General features: G+C 55.2%; 17 protein-coding genes and 1 riboswitch. Of the genes, 11 read left to right on the forward strand and 6 right to left on the reverse strand.

From position 1 onward, the window contains the following. Together thiD and ACN080_RS09790 are read right to left on the reverse strand one after the other, a co-directional pair. Window positions 1-1,061, reverse strand: a 1,061-nt coding sequence (thiD, locus tag ACN080_RS09785) for a bifunctional hydroxymethylpyrimidine kinase/phosphomethylpyrimidine kinase (RefSeq protein WP_419113679.1), incomplete at its 3' end; no start/stop codon positions are given. Further along, window positions 1,050-1,150, reverse strand: a riboswitch (TPP riboswitch). It overlaps the preceding gene by 12 nt. Before the next feature lie 91 nt (window positions 1,151-1,241). Beyond that, complete coding sequence (locus ACN080_RS09790; RefSeq protein ID WP_419113680.1) at window positions 1,242-1,934, reverse strand: MBL fold metallo-hydrolase; 693 nt, start codon at window positions 1,932-1,934, stop codon at window positions 1,242-1,244. A 42-nt stretch (window positions 1,935-1,976) separates the two neighbouring features. Here ACN080_RS09790 and ACN080_RS09795 point away from each other — a divergent pair, with 42 nt between their 5' ends. The 11 genes from ACN080_RS09795 to secG all read left to right on the forward strand — a co-directional run bounded on the left by ACN080_RS09795 (window position 1,977) and on the right by secG (window position 15,072). After that, window positions 1,977-2,126, forward strand: a complete 150-nt coding sequence (locus ACN080_RS09795; RefSeq protein WP_419113681.1) for a hypothetical protein — start codon at window positions 1,977-1,979, stop codon at window positions 2,124-2,126. A gap of 131 nt (window positions 2,127-2,257) precedes the next feature. Then, the gene (gene uvrA, locus ACN080_RS09800) at window positions 2,258-5,137 is read left to right on the forward strand and encodes an excinuclease ABC subunit UvrA (RefSeq protein ID WP_419113682.1); all 2,880 of its coding nucleotides are present in this window, start codon (window positions 2,258-2,260) and stop codon (window positions 5,135-5,137) included. 89 nt (window positions 5,138-5,226) lie between these two features. Then, the gene (locus ACN080_RS09805) at window positions 5,227-5,916 is read left to right on the forward strand and encodes a lysophospholipid acyltransferase family protein (protein WP_419099779.1); all 690 of its coding nucleotides are present in this window, start codon (window positions 5,227-5,229) and stop codon (window positions 5,914-5,916) included. A 20-nt stretch (window positions 5,917-5,936) separates the two neighbouring features. Next, window positions 5,937-7,898 (forward strand): excinuclease ABC subunit UvrC, encoded by a 1,962-nt coding sequence (uvrC, locus tag ACN080_RS09810; protein WP_419105270.1) that lies wholly within the window; start codon window positions 5,937-5,939, stop codon window positions 7,896-7,898. A gap of 120 nt (window positions 7,899-8,018) precedes the next feature. After that, complete coding sequence (gene rapZ, locus ACN080_RS09815) at window positions 8,019-8,909, forward strand: RNase adapter RapZ (protein WP_419099777.1); 891 nt, start codon at window positions 8,019-8,021, stop codon at window positions 8,907-8,909. Then, window positions 8,909-9,931, forward strand: a complete 1,023-nt coding sequence (locus ACN080_RS09820; protein ID WP_419113683.1) for a gluconeogenesis factor YvcK family protein — start codon at window positions 8,909-8,911, stop codon at window positions 9,929-9,931. The genes rapZ and ACN080_RS09820 overlap by 1 nt, the downstream gene beginning before the upstream one ends. A 62-nt stretch (window positions 9,932-9,993) precedes the next feature. Further along, complete coding sequence (gene whiA / locus ACN080_RS09825; protein WP_419099775.1) at window positions 9,994-10,974, forward strand: DNA-binding protein WhiA; 981 nt, start codon at window positions 9,994-9,996, stop codon at window positions 10,972-10,974. A 455-nt stretch (window positions 10,975-11,429) separates the two neighbouring features. Continuing rightward, the gene (gene gap, locus ACN080_RS09830; protein ID WP_419099774.1) at window positions 11,430-12,434 is read left to right on the forward strand and encodes a type I glyceraldehyde-3-phosphate dehydrogenase; all 1,005 of its coding nucleotides are present in this window, start codon (window positions 11,430-11,432) and stop codon (window positions 12,432-12,434) included. A 159-nt stretch (window positions 12,435-12,593) separates the two neighbouring features. Continuing rightward, entirely contained in the window at window positions 12,594-13,817 is a 1,224-nt protein-coding gene (locus tag ACN080_RS09835; RefSeq protein ID WP_419111936.1) for a phosphoglycerate kinase, read from the forward strand. A 47-nt stretch (window positions 13,818-13,864) separates the two neighbouring features. Beyond that, the gene (gene tpiA, locus ACN080_RS09840) at window positions 13,865-14,641 is read left to right on the forward strand and encodes a triose-phosphate isomerase (RefSeq protein WP_419113684.1); all 777 of its coding nucleotides are present in this window, start codon (window positions 13,865-13,867) and stop codon (window positions 14,639-14,641) included. Window positions 14,642-14,814: 173 nt separating this feature from the next. Then, on the forward strand, window positions 14,815-15,072 hold the full coding sequence (gene secG / locus ACN080_RS09845; RefSeq protein WP_419099771.1) for a preprotein translocase subunit SecG: 258 nt from the start codon (window positions 14,815-14,817) through the stop codon (window positions 15,070-15,072). A gap of 119 nt (window positions 15,073-15,191) precedes the next feature. On the opposite strand, the gene pgl is transcribed toward secG, so the two are convergent. From pgl to zwf, 4 genes are read right to left on the reverse strand one after another with little or no spacing between them, the layout of a single operon-like run. Continuing rightward, window positions 15,192-15,782 carry a 6-phosphogluconolactonase gene (gene pgl / locus ACN080_RS09850; RefSeq protein ID WP_419113685.1) on the reverse strand — a complete coding sequence of 197 codons (591 nt, stop codon included), beginning with the start codon at window positions 15,780-15,782 and terminating at the stop codon, window positions 15,192-15,194. Between the two features lie 18 nt (window positions 15,783-15,800). Then, window positions 15,801-15,968 carry a hypothetical protein gene (locus ACN080_RS09855; RefSeq protein WP_419113686.1) on the reverse strand — a complete coding sequence of 56 codons (168 nt, stop codon included), beginning with the start codon at window positions 15,966-15,968 and terminating at the stop codon, window positions 15,801-15,803. Continuing rightward, window positions 15,961-16,944, reverse strand: coding sequence for a glucose-6-phosphate dehydrogenase assembly protein OpcA (locus tag ACN080_RS09860; protein WP_419113688.1), 984 nt, complete (start codon window positions 16,942-16,944; stop codon window positions 15,961-15,963). Before ACN080_RS09860 ends, ACN080_RS09855 begins: the two co-directional genes overlap by 8 nt. Beyond that, the gene (gene zwf / locus ACN080_RS09865; RefSeq protein WP_419113687.1) at window positions 16,941-18,482 is read right to left on the reverse strand and encodes a glucose-6-phosphate dehydrogenase; all 1,542 of its coding nucleotides are present in this window, start codon (window positions 18,480-18,482) and stop codon (window positions 16,941-16,943) included. The genes ACN080_RS09860 and zwf overlap by 4 nt, the downstream gene beginning before the upstream one ends. Window positions 18,483-18,678 lie beyond the last annotated feature (196 nt).

An 18,678-nucleotide genomic window follows, 5' to 3' on the forward strand; every position in this document is an offset into this window, starting at 1 on the left:
TGGTCCTGGTAGAAGGTGAAGTCTGCAGTGGCCAGCGTGCCGGATGCAAGCTGCTGGACGAAGGGGAGTTCACAGATTGAGTCCCAAATCTGGCCGGTGAGTTCCCAGAGCCGTTTGGTCTGCGGGCCCGCCGCTGATATCTGAGGCGGCCTAGTGGTCGCTTCGAAGTCTCCGAGTTTTACCGGCGTCGCATCCGCTACCCGTGATTGTTCCCAGAGCCGCCAGAAGTGGTTGATCGGTCCGTGCCCTTGCCCCACGCTGAGGTGGTGACTGGTTGAGATTGCTCCATGAAGCCAGGTTGAAGTCCATTCCAGGGCTGCTTCAAGGCTTGCTCCTGTTGCCAGTCGTGTAGCGAGCGCAGCAGAAAGGCTGCACCCGGTGCCGTGGGTATTGGAGGTATCTATTTTCTTTTGTCTGAAGACGGCTGTGGTTCCTTGGGTAGTGACCACTGCGTTGCCCGCTTGGTCACCCGGTAGGTGCCCACTCTTAACGATAACTGCGACCTGGTAGCGTTCGGCGACTACCTGGGCGAGAGCACAGGCAGAGTCCCAGGTATCTGGCTCTGAGTCTTCGGCCAGAATGGCTAGCTCTGGGATATTGGGGGTGATAACCGTGGCGTACTTTAGGAATCGGCGTAGGGCATCCTCCGCCTCGGTTTCCAGCAGACGGTCCCCGCTGGTTGCGACCATGACAGGGTCAAGCACAACAAGCTGCTGTGGGTTGCTATCGAGCCATGCGGCTACAGTGTCGATGATGTCAGCAGAGCCTAGCATGCCAATTTTGACTGCATCAATGCGAACGTCCTCGCTGACGGCATCGAGTTGCGCTCGCAGAAAGTCAGCGGGCGGAACCTCGACAGCGCTGACGCCCTGAGTGTTTTGGGCGACAAGGGCCGTGACCGCGTTCATGCCGTAACCGCCTGCTGCCGCAATTGATTTGAGGTCAGCCTGCGCGCCGGCCCCTCCGCTGGGGTCCGTCCCCGCGATAGAGAGCACGTTGGGTACTGACGTTTCGAGAGCGGAAGTGCTATGAGCAAGAGGCGCAGGCAGAGGGCGGCGCATGGGTTTCCCTTCGCTAGTTCTAACTAGAGCAGGTTCTGTGGGTCTAATCTCAGCCGCTTCTGCTGCCAGCGGCACCCCAAACCAAATGTCGGTTTTATGCTAACAGCTGGTGAAGCCGAACACAATAAAAATTTAGGGCTCTGGTGTTCAGTTGTTTTAAGATTTCAGCTAGCCCTGCGCTTACCAGCCTCTTTCTTTCCATTCGGGCAGATGAGGCCGCTCAGCACCCAGTGTGGTGGTGTCCCCGTGGCCGGGTAGAACGACCGTGGCATCGTCATATTGGGAGAAGATACGCGCTGAAACATCGGCCAAGAGCTGGGCGAAATCTTCCGGAGCCCGGGTCTTGCCTACCCCACCGGGGAAGAGGGAGTCACCGGTGAATAGGAGGACGGGCTGCCCTCCGCTGGGGTCCCGATAGGCAAGAGCAATCGACCCGGGAGTATGCCCGCGCAGGCTGATGACTTCAAGCTCAATACCTGCTAGATTGAGGTTTTCCCCGCCGTTGAGCAGATGCTCAATACGTGTACCTTCCTGTTCCGCAATAGCATCGGCATCGGCCGAACCGCAGTAGGTGGCGGGTGACCACCCGGCAACTGCATCAGGCAAAGCCCGGATATGGTCCCAGTGGGAATGTGTGGTAATTAGCGCAAGGACTCCGGAGCCGGGCTGACCAACTTGGGCGGAGGAGTCAGTGGCGAGTGCGGTCTCAGTGAACTTTTGGATAGCGGGAAAATCATCTGCGGCATCAATGAGAATCTGGGCCCCGCTTTGCTTATGGGTGAGCAGGTAAACCTTGTTGTTCATCTCAGAGACAGCTATGCTACGGATGGTTATCAGTGGGGTAGAGGCATGGAGAGTTCCGGTTTCTGTCATACTAGTGATTCTAGGGCCCGCCCCCTCGCTCGTGAAGTGGTTGTGGAGCTTGAAATATTGCGCAAGGTGGAGCTGATCCGAGGGGCATCAGGTATAGGCTCTTTTGCGGCTCATTCCGGGCACCTCAGCTACCCCGGTATCACGGCGGTCTTTGACCGTGCAGATGAGCTGATTCCAGACAAGAACCTTTAGACCGTCACGCTAGCTAACTACTTTCAGCCGGTAGCCTAACATCCAAGTACCCTGGGCGCGGTCTGCCCAAAACTTTACTGCATAGTTTAGAATATATCTTCGAAAAGACTTTCCTGAAGATAGGTAATCGTATGGCAGGCTTAGCCTCTCGCCCCATGGCCAGCGACCTCACGCACATCCGCGTGCAGGGTGCCCGTGAAAACAACCTTAAAAACGTTGACCTAGATATTCCCCGCGATGCCATGGTGGTGTTTACCGGCCTCTCGGGTTCAGGTAAATCATCTCTGGCTTTTGACACCATCTTTGCTGAGGGACAGCGTCGCTACGTCGAGTCACTCTCCTCTTACGCCCGCATGTTCCTGGGGCAGGTGGATAAACCGGATGTTGACTTTATTGAGGGTCTTTCGCCAGCTGTGTCTATTGACCAGAAATCTACCTCTAAGAACCCTCGCTCAACGGTGGGTACTATCACTGAGATCTACGACTACATGCGTCTGCTGTGGGCACGCGTGGGCCACCCGCACTGCCCTGACTGCGGCGAAGAAATCTCCAAGCAGTCGCCCCAGCAGATTGTGGATGTACTGATGGGCTACCCCGAGAAGACCCGTCTACAGGTTTTGGCTCCTGTTGTCTCAGCGCGCAAGGGTGAATTCGTCGATCTTTTCAAAGAGCTATCCAACGCCGGTTACGCTCGTGCCCGAGTGGATGGGCTAACTATTCAACTGCAAGACCCTCCTCAGCTTGAAAAACAGTACAAACACACTATTGAGGTGGTTGTAGACCGCATAGCTATCAAGGAGAGCGTCCACCAGCGTCTCACGGATTCCATTGAAACTGCGCTTGGTTTGGCTGATGGGAAAGTCCTGATCGATTTTGTGGATGAGGATGAAGACTCAGCAAGCCGTACCCGGTCTTTTAGTGAGAACCTGGCCTGTCCTAACGGGCATGCTCTTTCTGTGACTGAGGTGGAGCCCCGCGCTTTCTCTTTCAACTCACCCTTTGGTGCCTGTCAGGGCTGTGACGGTATCGGCTCCAAGCTCCAAGTCGATGAAGACCTGCTTATCCCCAACCCGGAGCTCTCACTGGCTGAGGGAGCAATTGCACCCTGGTCGCAGGGCAAATCAACCACTGAGTATTGGCTCCGCCTGCTTGCGGGCTTGGGCCAAGAGCTCAATTTTGATCTGGCTACGCCCTGGAAGGATCTGCCAGCAAAGGCTAGGAAGGCGATCCTCCACGGCAAGGATTACCAGGTAACGGTAGCCTACAAGAACCGCTTCGGGCGGGAGCGCCGCTACACCTCAGGGTTTGAGGGAGTTGTCGGTTACATTAAGCGCAAGCACGAAGAAACTGAATCTGACTGGTCCAAGGACCGCTACGAGCAGTACATGCGCAATGTGGCTTGTACCGCCTGCCAGGGTGCCCGTCTCAACCCGACCATCCTGGCGGTCACCGTGGGGGGCAAGTCCATCGCAGAGGTCACGCAGTTGCCCATGCGTGAGGCTCTAGAGTTTATGCGATCCCTGAAGCTGAATGCCCGAGAAGCACAGATCGCTGAGCTGGTTCTTAAAGAAATCGACGCGCGCCTCCAGTTCCTGCTTGATGTTGGGCTTGATTACCTGAATCTGGCCCGTTCAGCCGGCACTCTTTCTGGCGGTGAGGCTCAGCGTATCCGCCTGGCAACCCAGATTGGCTCTGGTCTGGTGGGTGTTCTCTACGTACTTGATGAGCCCTCGATTGGTCTGCACCAGCGCGATAACCGCCGTCTGATTGAAACCCTGACAAAGCTCCGCGATATGGGCAACACTCTGATTGTGGTAGAACACGATGAAGACACTATGAAAGAAGCGGACTGGATCGTGGACGTTGGCCCGGGGGCCGGTGAACACGGTGGTCAGATTGTTCACTCGGGTACGTTTGCAGAGCTCCTTGACAATAAAGAGTCCGTGACCGGTGACTACATGGCTGGCCGCCGCACCATCGAGGTTCCCACAACCCGCCGTGCCGTGGACCCCAAACGCACTATTAAGGTTATTGGAGCACGTGAGAACAACCTTAAGAAGGTGGATGTAGAGTTCCCGCTGGGAGTCCTGACCGCCGTTACAGGTGTATCTGGTTCGGGCAAATCTACCCTGGTCAACGACATTCTCTACACCGCTCTGGCAAACCAGCTCAACGGTGCCAAGCAGGTGCCCGGTCGCCACAAGACCATCAAGGGTGTGGACCAGCTGGACAAAATCATCCATGTGGATCAGTCACCCATTGGTCGTACTCCGCGTTCTAACCCGGCAACTTATACCGGCGTTTTTGACCATATCCGTAAACTCTTCGCGGAAACCACCGAGGCAAAAATCCGTGGCTACCAGCCCGGCCGTTTCTCCTTCAACGTCAAGGGAGGCCGCTGCGAAGCTTGTTCCGGTGACGGTACTCTCAAAATTGAAATGAACTTCCTGCCCGATGTCTACGTACCTTGCGAGGTCTGTAAGGGTAAACGCTACAACCGTGAAACTCTTGAGGTCCATTACAAGGGTAAGACTATTGCCGATGTCTTAGAGATGCCGGTTGCCGAAGCCGCCGACTTCTTCTCGGCCTTCAGTAAGATTTCTCGCTACCTCAACACCCTGGTCGATGTGGGGCTGGGTTATGTACGTTTGGGGCAGTCTGCTACCACCCTCTCCGGTGGTGAGGCCCAGCGCGTCAAACTAGCTACCGAGCTCCAAAAGCGCTCTAATGGTCGGTCAATCTATGTTTTGGATGAACCCACAACTGGCCTACACTTTGAGGATATCCGCAAGCTGTTAGGTGTTGTGCAGGGGCTGGTCGATAAGGGCAACACGGTTATCACTATTGAGCACAATCTGGATGTCATTAAGAGTGCTGACTGGATTATTGATATGGGCCCCGAAGGCGGCGATGGTGGCGGTACTGTCCTGGCAACAGGCACACCTGAGCAGGTCGCTGCCATCCCTGAGTCACATACGGGCCGTTTCCTAGCAGAAATGCTTTTGAGCTAGACCGCGGAGGGTATGCTAAATAGGGTAAAACCGGTCAGAAAAATCAAATAAGCCGTATTTTCCCTGGAAATGAGGCTGTAGGAGCCACCATGTCATTGAAGTACAAGGCAACCCAGAAAAGTATCGAGGCTATTCTGCGTACGGTCTTTCGGGCCCGAGTTACTGGACTGGAGAACTTCCCTGCTCAAGGGCCGGTCATCCTTGCATCCAACCATCTTGCTTTCTTGGATTCAGTGATTATCTCGGCCCTGATGCCCAGGCGTGTAGCTTTCTTAGCTAAAGCTGAGTACGTTAACTCGCCCGGCTTTAAGGGCAGAGCCATGAAAACACTTTTCCAGGTTATCGATATCATCCCGGTCAACCGCACCGACAAAAAAGAATCGATGAAGGCTCTTGAGACAGCGCTCGAAAGGCTCGAAGAGGGCAAGGTCTTTGGGATTTACCCTGAAGGCACTCGATCGCGAGATGGCTACCTCTACAAGGGAAAAATTGGTGTGGCCTGGCTGGCTCACATGACCGGTGCAAGGGTAGTTCCTGTGGGATTAATCGGTACCGATAAGATTCAGAAACCTGGCTCTAACATGGTCTACCCCCACCGTTTTACGGTTCGTGTGGGTGAACCACTCATTTTTGAGAAGCTGGGGGAGAAGATGAGTGGCCGCCAGCGCCGTGAAACGACCGATACCATCATGGACGCTATCGCCCAGCTCTCTGGTCAGGCCCGCAAAAACGAGTACAACGTCTCACCGTCTGCCGAACGAGATTCCGGCAGTCTGTAACCAGTAGAAAGAAGTTTTTCTTGGCTAGTCCTGCCTCTTACCGTCCGGCACCGGGAGAAATCCCTACCCAACCCGGTGTCTACAGGTTCAGGGACGAGTACGGCCGCATTATCTATGTGGGTAAAGCTAAAAACCTGCGTAACCGACTGAATTCATACTTCGCTAAGGTCGATTCGCTGAGCCCTAAAACCTATGCCATGGTTCATACCGCCGCGTCAGTGGAATGGACGGTTGTAGGTAGCGAGCTTGAATCTCTCCAGCTTGAGTACACCTGGATTAAAGAGTTCAAGCCTCGGTTCAACATTGCCTTCCGCGATGATAAGAGCTATCCCTACCTGGCAGTTACTCTCAAAGACCGCTACCCGCGGGCCCAGGTGATGCGCGGTGAGAAAAAGAAGGGTGTCCGCTACTTCGGGCCCTACTCACAGGCCTGGGCTATCCGTCAGACTCTCGATGCTCTCTTGCGTGTATTCCCCGTGCGGACCTGTAGCACTGGAGTTTTCAACCGGGCTCAGGCATCGAATCGCCCCTGTCTGCTGGGCTATATTGACAAGTGCTCTGCACCCTGCGTAGGAAAAATCAGCAGGGAAGACCACGCCGCCCTGGCTGAACAGCTCTGTTCCTTTATGGCCGGTGGTGCTGAAAAATATATAGCTGAGCTGACAGCCCAGATGAAGCAGGCAGCAGCCGACTTTGATTTTGAAAAGGCTGCTCTGCTACGGGATGATATCCAAGCTCTCACTAAGGCTTTTGAACCTAATGCGGTGGTTCTGCCCGATTCGGTCAACGCCGATATCTTTAACTTTGTAGAAGATGATCTTGAAGCTGCCATTCAGGTCTTTTATGTACGCAGTGGCCGCATCCGAGGCCAACGCGGCTGGATCGTCGAAAAGGTGGAAGACTCAAGCCCGCAGGCGCTCATGGATCAGCTTCTCGTGCAGGTCTACGGTGAGTCAGCAGCAAGTCTGGCGGCAGGCACCACCGAAGAGGAGATTAACCATAATCTTAACGAGATACCCCGCCAGATTAATGTTCCTGTGCTTCCTGAGAATCAGGAGCGGCTCGAAGAGTGGCTTAGCGGTGTTCGGGGTGCCAAAGTTTCTATCAGTGTTCCTCAGCGCGGTGACCGGGTAGAGCTCATGGATACGGTGAGGGAGAACGCCCGGCAGGCTTTAGCGCTCCATAAGACCAGACGAGCCGGGGACATTACTACCCGGTCAGCATCACTGGTTGAGCTCCAGGAGACCCTGGAACTCCCCGAACCTCTCATGCGGATTGAGTGCTACGACATTTCGCATACCCAGGGCACCAACGTGGTGGCATCCATGGTGGTTTTTGAGGACGGATTGCCCAAGAAAAGCGACTACCGCAAGTTCTCGGTCACCGGTGATGCTGCGCGGGACGATACGGCTAGTATGTATGATGTCATTTACCGCCGTTTTCGCCGTTACCTCTCTGATGAGGCTGCCGGTGTTCGTTCTCCGGTGTCCGGTGAGATAAGAGACAGAGGTGAGAAGCAACCTGCCGCTTTTGCATATCCGCCCAACCTTGTGGTCGTAGACGGTGGCCAACCTCAGGTTGCTGCTGCATCGCGCGCGCTAGAAGACCTTGGAATTTCCGATATCTTTGTGGTGGGTATTGCTAAACGCTTGGAAGAGCTGTGGCTACCGGGCGATCATTTCCCCCTTATCTTGCCGAGAACTTCCGATGCGCTCTACCTGATTCAGCGGATCCGCGATGAAGCCCACCGGTTTGCCATTACTTTCCACCGAACCAAGCGCGGCCGTGAAATGGTCAAATCTGCCTTGGACACTATTGATGGGCTGGGGCCAGCTAAGCGGGAGGCCTTAATCAAGCATTTTGGTTCTCTCAAACAGCTCTCAGCTGCGGATATTGAAGAACTGCAGAAAGTCCCCGGAATTGGCCCCTCTATGGCCCAAAAAATCCACCGTCATTTCTTGTCTGAGGACACCCGGCCATAAATACTTTTTGGGGGACATATCTTGGGCATATTGCCTGCATTTTGCGGGCTTTTATGGGGTGTATGTGCGCTAGGCTATAACTAACATTGGTTCAATTTGGAGAAGCGAGAGACCCCTCACATGTCATCTGACCCCCTTGTATCTGGCGTCAAACCGCAAATCTTGGTCATCACCGGTATTTCTGGTGCAGGCCGCAGCACCGCAGCCAACACCCTCGAAGATGAGGGATGGTACGTGGTGGATAACATTCCACCTCAGATGTTCAGCAACCTTGCTCAACTTGTTAAAGACTCTCCTGCAACCATGCCTAAAGTGGCGGTTGGGATTGATGTTCGTGCGCGTCGTCTTTTGCAAGATTTGCCTGAGGCTATCAATAACCTAAGGGGCCTTGACGTTGATTTCTCCATGCTTTTCATGGACGCAGCGGATAAGGATATTATCGCCCGCTATGAGGCTCAGCGGCGCCCGCACCCCCTTCAGAAGGGCGGTTTGGTGGCAGAAGCGATTTCCGAAGAACGCAAGCTTTTTGCTGAACTCAAAGAGAGCGCGGATTACATCATTGACACCACGGGGATGAATGTTCACCAGCTGGCTAAGAAAGTGCGTGAAACCTATGCTCCAGGTAAGGAGCGCATTGTGAACATTACCGTGATGAGTTTTGGCTTTAAATACGGCACCCCCTCCGATGTCCACTACATGGCTGACATGCGGTTCATTCCGAATCCTCACTGGGTTCCTGAGTTGCGAGCCCAGACCGGTCAGGACGCTGGGGTCCGAGATTACGTCTTTTCTCATGAGGGTACCGAAGAATTTATCTCGCATTACATTCAAGCGCTTCAGCCGGTCATTGCGGGTTACCGAAAGGAAGGTAAACTGTATGCAACCTTTGCTATTGGGTGCACCGGCGGTAAGCACCGCTCAGTTGCTGTAACTGAAGAAGTTGCCCGCCGACTGCGCCAAATGGACGATGTAAACATTTCGATTCATCACCGTGACATGGGTAGAGAATAATGCCTGAGACTTTTCGCGCACCCCGTTTCCCCGAGACGGGACTCCTGCCAATTATTCATCAGGGGCACCCTCTTCCGGTCAGAGTGACAGCTCTGGGCGGGGGGCACGGCCTCTACGGATCCTTGTCTGCCCTTAAATTGATTACCAGTGCTCTGACCGCAGTAGTAACGGTTGCCGATGATGGGGGTTCCTCCGGCAAGCTACGCCATGAACTTGATGTTTTACCTCCAGGTGATCTGCGTATGGCGCTGTCTGCCCTGTGCGATGACACTGACTGGGGACGTACCTGGCGTGATGTTATGCAGCACCGTTTCACGCAACGGACCGATGCCCGGCCGACTGCCCTGGAGAACCATGCCTTGGGTAACCTGCTGATTGTGGCTCTATGGGATCTGCTGGGTGACTGCGTTGCCGGTCTTGATTGGGCAGGTGCCCTGCTCAACGCACGAGGGCGGGTCCTGCCGATGTCGCTGACACCTCTGGTTATTGAGGGCGATATTGTAAGCACCAATGAGCGCGGCGTGGAATTTCGCGATACCGTGCAGGGCCAGGCGACTTTGGCTAAGGCCGGTAGAGTAGATAAAGTTCGTCTTCTTCCTGCGGAAGCTGAGCCCTGCCCCGAAGCAGTCAGCGCGGTTCATGAGGCTGACTGGGTAGTTCTGGGTCCTGGTTCATTCTTTACCTCCCTTCTGCCTCACCTCTTACTGCCCGGTTTACGTGAAGCGATTCTCAATACCAGTGCCAAGATTTGCCTGGTGATGAATTTGGAGCTGGACGGTAAAGAAACGCAGGGTATGAGTGCCGCCGACCACCTTCTCGTTTTGCGTGATTACGTTCCAGAAATTAGGGTTAATACAGTTATCGCTGACCCTGCCGCCACTGGGGAGCGAGAAATCTTTGAAAATGTTGCTAGCCAGCTCGGTGCCGAGGTCCTTTGGGTCGAGGTGGCGGAAACCGATCAGCCGGGGGTCCATGACCCCCTCAAATTGGCTGCGGCCTATAAGCAGGTTTTCAAATACTGAGGTCGGGATCTCCCGGCACACCCTACTGACTTGAGCAGTTAAACTTTTGGAGGAAGACCAGCATGGCCCTAACGGCATCGGTCAAGGAAGAGCTGGCACAGTTTGAAGCGAACCGCTCATCTGTGCGTAAAGCTGAGGTAGCCACTATCTTGCGTTTTACCAACGGCTTGCACCTGGTTCAGGGCAAAATTGTGGTTGAGGCCGAGGTCGATTTGGAGTCTACTGCTGAGCGGCTCAGATACAACATCGCAGAGATGTATGGGCATGAAGCATCTATTACCTCTATCTCTGGTGGCGGCCTGCGCCGCGGTGGTCGCTACGTGGTTCGCGTTGATCAAGGCGGCGAAGCTCTGGCTCGTCAGACCGGTCTGCTTGACGGGCGAGGTCGCCCGGTTAGGGGCCTACCTCCGGCTGTTGTAAACGGTTCCTTGGCTGACGCCGAGGCTGTGATGCGCGGGGCCTTCTTAGCGCACGGTTCGTTGACTGAGCCGGGCCGCTCGTCAGCTCTTGAATTTACCTGCCCCGGTCCTGAGGCCGCGCTGGCCTTGGTGGGGGCGGCTCGTCGTCTGGATGTTATCGCTAAGGCCCGCGAAGTGCGCGGTGTTGATCGCGTTGTAGTGCGTGATGGGGAGACCATTAGCTTGCTCCTTGAGCGTATGGGGGCTGTTGATGCTCTGGATAACTGGCGGGAGCGTCGCGCCCGTAAAGAAGTGCGTGCCACTGCCAACCGTCTGGCTAACTTCGACGACGCTAACCTGCGTCGTTCAGCTCAGGCTGCTGTTGCCGCCGGGGCCAGGGTTGAACGTGCTCTTGAAATTTTGGGCGATAAAGTTCCTGACCATCTACGCTATGCAGGTGAGTTACGTGTAGCGCATAAGCAGGCCTCACTGGATGAGCTGGGTCGTCTGGCTGACCCACCTATGACTAAGGACGCTATCGCAGGTCGAATCCGTCGTCTCATTGCCATGGCCGATAAGCGAGCTGCTGAACGCGGTATCCCCGGTACTGAAGCCGGGGTGGGGGCACACGGTCAGCACCAGTAGTTTCTTACTTTTTTGAGTGTGGTGAGCCGTCCTTACTTGCGGGTGAGGACGGCTCTTCTGCATCTTGAGCGGTTCACTGCTGGTCATGTGCTCAACGTGCAGATAGTAACCTCTAACCTTGGCCAATCAAGAACCCAGCTTGTCTTCAGATAATCGATGTGGGTTTTTGTTGGTTTGCCCTTTACTGGGTGGCATTTATCATGAATTTAAGGGGTGGGAGCCACATTCGGTGGGGAAAACTGAGTGAACAATGAGTGAAACACACTTAAATCCACCTTTAAATACGACAGAAACACACCAAAACTCACATAAACAGGGTATGATAGAAAACGAACCGGACGAGAGCTCGGCTGCCGAGCTGACAGGAACTAAAGTTCCCGAGTTCGGCAACGATACGCCCTTCAGAGGGAGTCTCGTCCACCTTGTCACTAACTGTATCTAGGAGTTTGATTTCAGTGACTGTACGCGTAGCAATTAACGGCTTTGGCCGCATCGGCCGCACCTTCTTCCGCGCTGCCCAGCAGCATGGCGAGGGCTTTGAGATCGTTGCTATCAACGATCTGACCGACATAAATACCCTTGCTCACCTTCTCAAGTACGACTCAATCATGGGTCGTTTCGACGGTGAAGTAGCTGTCTCCGAAAACGGCCTGGTCGTCAATGGCACCGAAATCAAGGTTCTGGCAGAGCGTAACCCTGCTGATCTTCCCTGGAGCGACCTCGGCGTAGACGTTGTTCTTGAGTCCACCGGTTTCTTTACCGATGGCGAGAAGGCTAAGGCTCACCTGGAAGCTGGTGCAAAGAAGGTTATCCTCTCTGCACCCGGCAAAAACATTGACGGCACCTTCGTCATGGGCGTCAACGACGACCAGTACGATTCAGCCACCATGAACATCGTTTCAAACGCATCTTGCACCACCAACTGCCTGGCTCCCATGGCCAAGGTACTGAACGATAAGTTCGGTATCGAAAAGGGCCTCATGACCACCATCCACGCATACACCGCTGACCAGCGCCTGCAGGATGCTCCTCACAAGGACCTGCGCCGTGCACGCGCCGCAGCCCTGAACATGGTTCCCACCTCCACCGGTGCCGCTGCAGCCGTTGGCCTGGTTCTTCCTGAACTCAAGGGCAAGCTGGACGGCTTCGCTGTTCGCGTTCCCACCCCCACCGGCTCCATCACCGACCTGACCTTCACCGCTTCACGCGAAGTAACCGTTGAAGAAGTTAACGCAGCCGTCAAGGAAGCAGCTGAGGGCGACCTCAAGGGCATCATCAAGTACAACGAAGAGCCCATCGTTTCCAAGGACATCGAGGGCGAGCCCGTTTCGACCGTATTCGATGCCCCCCTGACCAAGGTTATTGGCAACCAGGTCAAGGTTATCGCCTGGTACGATAACGAATACGGCTACGTGTCACGTCTGGTCATGTTCACCAACAAGGTTGTAGCAGCCCTCTAAGCTGATAGACCACCGTCTTATATGAGACACCAATGAGAGACAGGGTTAGCGAACTGGCGCACGCATAAAGCGCAGTTGGCTAACCCGTCCTCATATCTGGGTTCCTCAACCGGGGGAGCCTACCTATATCAACCTCACCGTATGGAGATGAGAAGTCCCATGGCAAAAACTCTTGCAGAGCTTATCGAAAGCGGCCTTGCTGGTCGCCGCGTCCTGGTCCGTTCAGACCTGAATGTTCCCCTCAAGGACGGTGTGGTCACCGATGACGGCCGCGTCCGTGCTTCCTTGCCCGTCCTGAAGAAGCTGACCGATGCTGGTGCCCGCGTTATTGTGACCGCTCACCTCGGTCGCCCCAAGGGTCAGGTTGACCCCCAGTACTCCATCAAGCCTGCCGCTGAGCGTCTTGCTGAGCTCGCAGACTTTCCCGTTGTAATTGCTGCTGACCTGGTCGGTGAGGATGCCAAGGCCAAGGCTGAAGCTCTCAAGGACGGCGAACTGCTGGTTCTCGAAAACGTCCGCTATGATGCGCGCGAAACCTCCAAGGACGACGCTGAGCGCGCCGAGTTTGCTGCTGAACTTGCAGCTCTGACCGGTGAAAATGGTGCCTACGTCAACGACGCATTCGGGGCAGTTCATCGCAAGCATGCCTCTGTCTACGACATTGCTAAGGTACTTCCGGCTTACCTGGGCGACCTGGTCAAGACCGAAGTTGACGTTCTGCAGAAGGTCATCAAGAACCCTGATCGCCCCTTTGTCGTTGTTATGGGCGGCGCTAAGGTCTCCGACAAGCTCGCTGTGATTGATAATCTGATCGGTAAGGCTGATGCTCTGCTCATCGGTGGTGGCATGGGCTATACCTTCGCCAAGGCACTGGGCTACGAAGTAGGCCAGTCACTTCTTGAAGAGGACCAGATTGAGAACTGCAAGCGCTATCTGAAAGAAGCACCCGAAAAGGGCACCGAGCTCATTATCGCCTCCGACATTGTATGGGCAGACGATTTCTCCAACGATGCGAATTCTGAAATCCGCCCCATCGAAGATCTGACAGGTGGCAAGCTGGGTGCCCAGGCAGAAGGCCTGGACATTGGCCCCGCCACCCGTGAACTCTTTGCGCAGAAGATCAAGGATGCCAAGCTAGTCTTCTGGAACGGCCCCGTAGGTGTCTTCGAAATTGAAGCTTTCGCAGCCGGTACTAAGGCCCTTGCAGAGGCCCTGGTTGAATCTGATGCTTTCTCCATCATCGGTGGCGGCGACTCCGCATCGGCTGTGCGTAACCTGGGCTTCTCTGACGACCAGTTTGGCCACATCTCCACCGGTGGTGGCGCTTCCCTCGAATACATCGAAGGTAAGACCCTGCCCGGCCTCGAAGCACTCGGCGCCTAAGCACTCGACGCCTAAGCACACTAATTTTTGACGAAAGGACGAGCCACATGACTCGTAAGCCTCTTATCGCTGGCAACTGGAAGATGAACATGGACCACACCGAAGGCGTGACCCTGCTCCAGAAACTGGCATGGACCCTGGATGACACCAACTTTGATTATGGTCAGGCTGAAGTTGCTGTTTTCCCTCCCTTCACTGATATCCGTTCAGTACAGACCCTGGTTGACGGTGACAAGCTAGAGATTGTCTACGGTGCACAGGACCTCTCCGACCAGGATTCCGGCGCCTACACCGGCGATATCTCCGGCGTATTCCTGAACAAGTTGGGTGCAAGCTACGTTCTGGTGGGCCACTCAGAGCGTCGCACTATTCACGGTGAAAGCGATGCTGTGTGTGCCGCTAAGATTCAGGCAGCATACCGCAACGACCTGGTTCCCGTATTGTGCGTAGGCGAAGGCCTGGACAAGCGCGAAGCCGGCGAGCACGTCGAATTTACGCTGGAACAGCTCCGTGGCTCTATCGAAGGCCTGACCGCAGAACAGGCTGAAACCCTGGTCGTTGCCTACGAGCCTGTCTGGGCAATTGGCACCGGCAAGGTTGCAACCGCAGCTGACGCTCAGGAAATGAGTGCCGCTATCCGCGCTGAGCTAACTAAGCTCTACTCAGCTGAGATTGCAGACAAGGTGCGCGTGCTCTACGGTGGCTCGGTCAAGGCTGCTAGCGCACCTGAAATCATGGCAGAAGCAGATGTGGACGGCGTACTGGTAGGCGGTGCCTCACTGGACGCTACCGAGTTCGCTAACATTGCTCGCTTCAACTCCTAAACCTAAGGGTTCCTGTAGCCCGGTAGCCGGTTCAGCTATGAATCGGTCTGCCGGGCTAGGGGCATAGAGCATGAAGCTCAGCGGTGTTAGCCGTGCTTTTACAGCCTAAAGAGCGTATAGTTTTTGGGGTGGCTTGAGAACGCCACCTTCTCTGTTCATGTGAAAGGTTCTGCGTGGAAACCCTAAAGATTGCCCTGATGGTGGTTATTGCTATAACCAGCGTCCTCACCGTGCTCCTGGTTTTGCTCAACCGCGGCAAGGGCGGTGGCCTTTCAGATATGTTCGGTGGCGGTATGACAACCTCCCTGAACTCCTCGGGTATGGCCTCTAAAAACCTTATCCGACTTACCGTAACCGTTATCCTCCTCTGGGTATTTGCCATTATCGGCTACGCCCTGGTACTCCGTTTTGAGACCGTGGCGGTTATCTAAAAAGACTTATATAAAATGCCCGATAGTTCACAGAACTATCGGGCTTTTTCATGCTCTCTGCCTATTACAGCTAAAGAACAGCGGCCAGGGGGTAAAGCAGCGGCCGCTGTTCATCAAGCTCAATTGGCGTTTGATGCCAGAGCATCTTCTGTTACCAGAATCAGTGTTTCAAGCAGACCTCGGGCACCTGCGGCGGGAGTCGCTGTGAGAATCTTGGCGGTGAGCTCGCTTTCTGCTAGCTGGCTAGCAGCCCTCAGCCGAGCCGTTGCATCTGCCTTATCGCTACCAGCAATAAGGAACCAGATACGCTCTGAGTAGTTAATGACCGGCAGGGTCAGGCTCACACGCGTGGGTGGCGGCTTAGGGGAGTTATGAACCGCGATAGCAACTCCCTCAGCGTCCAGGATCTCGGTTCGGTCGGGGAAGAGCGAAGCAATATGCCCATCAGGCCCCATACCCAGTAGGGTGAGGTTAAAGAGAGGGGAGCTCTCACCAGCGGGTGCAAACCGTGCCAACTCTTCGGTGTAGGCAAGGGCCGCTGCCTCAGGCGAATCAAAGGTGTCAGAAGCCCCCATGATATGCAGGTTCTCCGTGGGTAGGCCCAAAGAGGTGAGCAGGGCATGGCCTGCCTGCTGCTCGTTGCGGTCAGCATGACCGGTGGCAACAAAGCGCTCATCAGACCACCAGAAATGAACCTTAGACCAGTCCACGGTAGAACTTAGCGGGTGCTAAGCGATACCAGCGAGAACAGCGATACCCATAGTACCGCCTGTGAGCGAAATATGGGCCACGCCCTGAGCCGCCACAGCGGTCGCCGCAACATTGATGATGCGGGTTGCCCCAGCTAGCTGGAGCTGAGCCTTATCGGTGTGGGCAACAAGAATGGGTTTAGGCATCGTAGACCTCCGTGTAGTCAGCGCCTTCGGTTGCGGTATCTTCCGCATTAATATCAACCACGATGTTGCAACCATGGACAACCGATTGCAAGACCTCCCCGTAAACTTCATCGGGGTCCAGGCGACGCAGTTCTTCAGCTAAGCAATCTGCCAGGGACCGGACCGGCAGAGAGATCTGCTGGTCAGGTGTACCGGGGGAAGAGACTGTGGCAATGTTCCTGCCGGGGCGGTGGATGGTTACCCTTCCATCTTCACGTTCAAGCTGCACCCGGTAGAGGCCACGCTGAACATCGGTGGTGCGCAGATGAACCGTCGCACCCAGTCGGGTGCCCAACCATGCACCCAGCAGAACGACCGAGGGCGACAGGGACGAGCCTGAAACGGTCACCTTGCTGACGGGCGCGGGGCCGAGCTGATCAAGAACAGCAGCAATTTGGATGCGCCACAGCGTTAGACGAATCCAGGCCAGGTCGGTATCTCCGTCCTTGTAACTGTCGGCCAGTTTTTCAAGCACGCCTAGCGGGTCGTAAGCACGAGCCGAATCGGTGATACGACGCTGAGCAATCCGGCCGATAGAGTGCTCCGCTGGGTTCTCCGGAACCGAATGCGGCCACCAGGCAACAATGGGGGAGTCAGGCAGTAGAAGTCCGGAAATGAGAGATTCAGTAGCCACAGCCGCACTACCGTAACCGCGTAGAATGATCAGCTCTGAGGCACCGGCATCGCCACCAACGTAGATGCTTGCATTGAGCTGATCAGGGGCATCCTGACCGTAGTCAATATGAACAATAATGCGGGAGGGATGCTCATAGGAAGCCTTGAGTGCCGCCTCAACAGCGGTCTTCGAATGCCCCTTTTCAGCCAGAATCACCAGGGTCAGTACACGAGAGGATGTGGTAGCGCCCTCTTCGTTGCGCAGACGGGCAAGTTCCTTGGCGATTTCGCCAACGGTGGTGTCATTAAGTTTTCTCATTATGGGCGTCTCCAAGTGCGACCGTCACGTTCAAGCATGCTGTGGGCAGAAGCCGGTCCCCAAGAACCGGGGGCGTAAGGCTCAGGCTTAACCTGGTGCTCTTCCCAGTACTCTTCAAAGGGGTCAAGAATCTTCCACGACAGCTCAACTTCCTCGTGACGGGGGAAGAGCGGTGGCTCACCGAGTAGTACATCCAGAATCAGGCGCTCGTAAGCCTCTGGTGATTCTTCGGTAAAGGAGTGGGAATACCCAAAGTCCATGTTCACATCACGAATCTCCATCTGGGTGCCGGGTACCTTAGATGAGAAACGTAGGGTCATACCCTCATCAGGCTGGACGCGAATCACGATAGCGTTCTGACCTGCCAGGTGGGAGCTACCTCCAAAGAGCTGGTTGGGGGACTTTTTGAAGACCACCGCAATCTCGGTGACGCGGCGGCCCAGACGCTTGCCCGCACGCAGGTAGAAAGGAACACCGGCCCAGCGGCGGGTATTAATGAAGAGTTTGAGGGCCGCAAAAGTTTCGGTACGCGAATTCGCGGGGATATCATTCTCATCAAAGAAGCCGTTGACCTCTTCACCACCCTGGTTGCCGGCCGCATACTGGCCAATAGCAAAAGCCTGCTCGATATCCCGGGGCACCTGAACGGCCTCAAGAACCTTAGCTTTCTCTGCCCGCAGGTGCTCAGCGTTAAAGCTGACGGGTTCTTCCATAGCGGTCAGCGCCAGAAGCTGGAGCAGATGGTTCTGGATTACATCGCGGGCCGCACCCACCCCATCGTAGTAGCCAGCACGGGTTCCAATGCCGATATCCTCGGCCATTGTGATCTGCACATGATCCACATTGTTGGCGTTCCACAGGGGCTCAAACATTTGGTTAGCAAAGCGCATGGCCAGAATGTTCTGAACGGTTTCCTTGCCTAGGTAGTGGTCAATGCGGAAGACAGAGTCTGCAGGGAATACGCGCTCGACAATAGCGTTGAGCTCACGAGCGCTCTGCAGATTGTGACCAAATGGCTTCTCGATAACGACCCTGCGCCAGCCCTCATGCTGATTGTGGTTGGCTAAATCATGGTCAGCCAATTTTTGGAGAACCTGGTCAAAATCCTTGGGCGGAATAGATAGGTAGAAGGCATGGTTACCACCAGTACCACGGGTTTTATCAAGCTCGGCAAGGGTTGCCTTGAGCTTCTCAAAAGACTCGTCGGAGTCAAAAGTACCGGTCACAAAACGAATACCGGCAGCAAACTGGTTCCAGACATCCTCACGGAAGGGCGTACGAGAATGAGCCTGGACGTGGTTCCGAACCTCATCACGGAAATCCTCGTGGCTCCATTCGCGACGCCCAAAACCCACCAAACCGAAGCTTGGCGGTAACAAGCCACGGTTGACCAAGTCATACACTGCTGGAAGCAGTTTCTTGCGTGCTAGGTCACCGGTGACGCCGAAGAAAACCAGAGAACTGGGGCCAGCGACGCGGGTCAGACGGCGATCGCGTGGATCGCGCAGAGGGTTTGATTCGTGAGTGTTGGCCACTGCCATGAATCCTTCACAGGTTGCTATGGGCGGTAGCTGTAGCTGGCTTAAAGGCCAGGGGGATACGCGCTACCCTGTCTATGCATTAGTTTACCGGGCTTACCTGGCCGGGAACCGAGAAGGGTACCGGCCAGGTCAAAACCCGATCTACTGGGGTCCTTACGCCTCAGAGCTGAGTGCTGCCTGAACGGTATCGAGTAGT

The sequence above is a fragment of the Rothia sp. CCM 9416 genome (assembly GCF_048513535.1).
GTDB lineage: Bacteria > Actinomycetota > Actinomycetes > Actinomycetales > Micrococcaceae > Rothia.

Coding starts and splice junctions, on each gene's coding strand:
- zwf (WP_419113687.1), bottom strand. CDS start 18,482: ATGGCAGTGGCCAACACTCACGAATCAAACCCTCTGCGCGATCCACGC.
- ACN080_RS09855 (WP_419113686.1), bottom strand. CDS start 15,968: ATGCCTAAACCCATTCTTGTTGCCCACACCGATAAGGCTCAGCTCCAG.
- ACN080_RS09835 (WP_419111936.1), top strand. CDS start 12,594: ATGGCAAAAACTCTTGCAGAGCTTATCGAAAGCGGCCTTGCTGGTCGC.
- rapZ (WP_419099777.1), top strand. CDS start 8,019: ATGTCATCTGACCCCCTTGTATCTGGCGTCAAACCGCAAATCTTGGTC.
- ACN080_RS09790 (WP_419113680.1), bottom strand. CDS start 1,934: ATGACAGAAACCGGAACTCTCCATGCCTCTACCCCACTGATAACCATC.
- ACN080_RS09820 (WP_419113683.1), top strand. CDS start 8,909: ATGCCTGAGACTTTTCGCGCACCCCGTTTCCCCGAGACGGGACTCCTG.
- uvrA (WP_419113682.1), top strand. CDS start 2,258: ATGGCAGGCTTAGCCTCTCGCCCCATGGCCAGCGACCTCACGCACATC.
- whiA (WP_419099775.1), top strand. CDS start 9,994: ATGGCCCTAACGGCATCGGTCAAGGAAGAGCTGGCACAGTTTGAAGCG.
- tpiA (WP_419113684.1), top strand. CDS start 13,865: ATGACTCGTAAGCCTCTTATCGCTGGCAACTGGAAGATGAACATGGAC.
- ACN080_RS09805 (WP_419099779.1), top strand. CDS start 5,227: ATGTCATTGAAGTACAAGGCAACCCAGAAAAGTATCGAGGCTATTCTG.